The following is a 1,735-nucleotide window of genomic DNA, read 5'->3' as shown; positions in this document are numbered from 1 at the left end:
ATTGGTTTGGCTGATGAATTGATTCAAGCTGCGGATGCGATGATTTACATTCCACAAACCGGTTCAGTTCGGTCACTCAACGTATCTGTTGCACATGGTATTATTGCGGCCTTGTATACGGCCCAACATCCAGTTCCTGAAGCGCCAGCCGAGTAGGACTTAGACATATTAACAGACAGTCTATAAACTGAGCACGACAACATGGCGTGCTCAGTTTTTTTGTTGTTGACCGAAAATCAAATCACAGATAAGCACAAAATCAGTGAATTTGGTAGACTGAAGTGGTTAAGGGGGACAACATGACAGATAACGTTACAAAATATTGGGAACAATTTAAGACGGACATGAATGAACCAACGGCTGTGTTTGGTTCAGCTTGGGCGTTTGGTAAAGGGTCACAGCAAGCTGATGACTTGGCACGTTTGACATTAACAGGTATTAAGACTGCCACAGCAAGCGCATATGAGTTATATCAACTTGAGAATGAACCAATCCCGGTTGCTAAGCAGGGTTATGATGTTTTGCTTAACGGGGCAGGAGAACCAGTGGCCATTATTTGCACGACTAATGTTGAAGTGCGCAAGTATGCTGATGTTGATGAGCGCCATGCCTACGCAGAAGGTGAAGGTGATCGCAGTTTGGCATACTGGCGACAAGTTCATGAACCGTTTTTTAGAGCAGAGTTTGCGGAAGCTGGTGAGTTACTAGACTTAACGCGTTTGCATGTTGTTCTAGAAGAGTTGACTGTTATTTATAGTGAACCACTACGATAGCAAAAAGAGACCCCACTGACGAAAGCGTTGGTGGGGTCTTTATTTACGCGCAACGGTTATTTGCAGAATTGTTTTAAGTCGATCAGGAGCTGTTCGACGGGCATCACTTAAATAAATCTCAGTGTGCGTTTTGGAAGTTCGCTGTAATTGCTGGTCTTCTAAGAACATCGTTAAGTAATCAAAGGTTATTTGTTCTTCGTCATAAGGACCAACGTGTAACATTTGAACAACCTCTTGCGCCGGCAGATTAACGATGGTGACTTCTCGTAAAAGCTTGTCTTCAGTTTGTTGTTGCTTAGTAGCTAAAATCTTTGAGGCTAATGCTAAGGGAACAAAATCAGGTATCATGATTCGTAATGTATACACAAAATCCGTCTTGTCCCAGCTCTCGCGGTTAATTGCCGCTTCGGAGATCGACCAATCACCACAGAGCGGTGGCACAACATAGTCAGTATAGTGACTATCATGAGAGGGTGTTTTTTTATAAGCCATTTTGATTGGATAAGCAATCGCATAGAGTGCTGCGATGTGATCACCAAAGTTCATGGTGTTTGGATCGCCGGTGCCGGTGATTGCTAAGTAATAGTGACTAGGTATGGTTAGTAAGGCCGGACGCCGGGTTTTGTTTAGTTCTGTCTTACCTTCTTTTTTCAAATCAAATTTCATCAGTATGCCCCATCAAAAAATCATAAATGTCACGCTTGACTGAGGTGTTCCGGGTTAATGGCCAAATTGGATAGGCGTGTGGTAATCCTTCCCCTTCAATGTAAGTCACGTTTGCCGCGAATTTTGTGGCAAAGAGTCGGTTGTCAGGATTAGTTAAATCACGGGTACCACTAATAAGTAAGATATGTTGGTTATCAAAATTACCATATAGCGGTGATACCACGGCATCTTGTAGGCTATGGTGTTCACTAATAACTTTAATGACATCAGGCATCGCGGGTAAGGATAGAACTGGA

General features: G+C 43.1%; 3 protein-coding genes and 1 pseudogene. 2 read left to right on the top strand and 2 right to left on the bottom strand.

Annotation, left to right across the window (positions count from 1 at the left end):
• Positions 1 to 156, top strand: a 156-nt coding sequence (locus WEIDD23_RS11835; RefSeq protein WP_278279505.1) for a TrmH family RNA methyltransferase, incomplete at its 5' end; no start/stop codon positions are given.
• A 143-nt stretch (positions 157 to 299) separates the two neighbouring features.
• Positions 300 to 773 (top strand): ASCH domain-containing protein, encoded by a 474-nt coding sequence (locus WEIDD23_RS11830; protein WP_010369827.1) that lies wholly within the window; start codon positions 300 to 302, stop codon positions 771 to 773.
• 39 nt (positions 774 to 812) lie between these two features.
• On the opposite strand, the gene WEIDD23_RS11825 is transcribed toward WEIDD23_RS11830, so the two are convergent.
• The gene (locus WEIDD23_RS11825; RefSeq protein ID WP_010369824.1) at positions 813 to 1,439 is read right to left on the bottom strand and encodes a GyrI-like domain-containing protein; all 627 of its coding nucleotides are present in this window, start codon (positions 1,437 to 1,439) and stop codon (positions 813 to 815) included.
• Positions 1,429 to 1,735: pseudogene (locus WEIDD23_RS13840) on the bottom strand (alpha/beta hydrolase); the annotation flags it as partial. The gene WEIDD23_RS11825 and the pseudogene WEIDD23_RS13840, both read right to left, overlap by 11 nt.

Origin of the sequence: Weissella sp. DD23, assembly GCF_001579105.1 — a bacterium.
GTDB classification, from domain to species: Bacteria; Bacillota; Bacilli; order Lactobacillales; family Lactobacillaceae; genus Weissella; species Weissella cibaria.
Note: the sequence above shows the minus strand (reverse complement) of the source record. Positions and strands in the feature narration are given on the sequence as shown.

Bases quoted from the DNA above. Each gene is read 5' to 3' on its own strand.
- WEIDD23_RS11830 (WP_010369827.1), top strand. From the start codon at position 300: ATGACAGATAACGTTACAAAATATTGGGAACAATTTAAGACGGACATG.
- WEIDD23_RS11825 (WP_010369824.1), bottom strand. From the start codon at position 1,439: ATGAAATTTGATTTGAAAAAAGAAGGTAAGACAGAACTAAACAAAACC.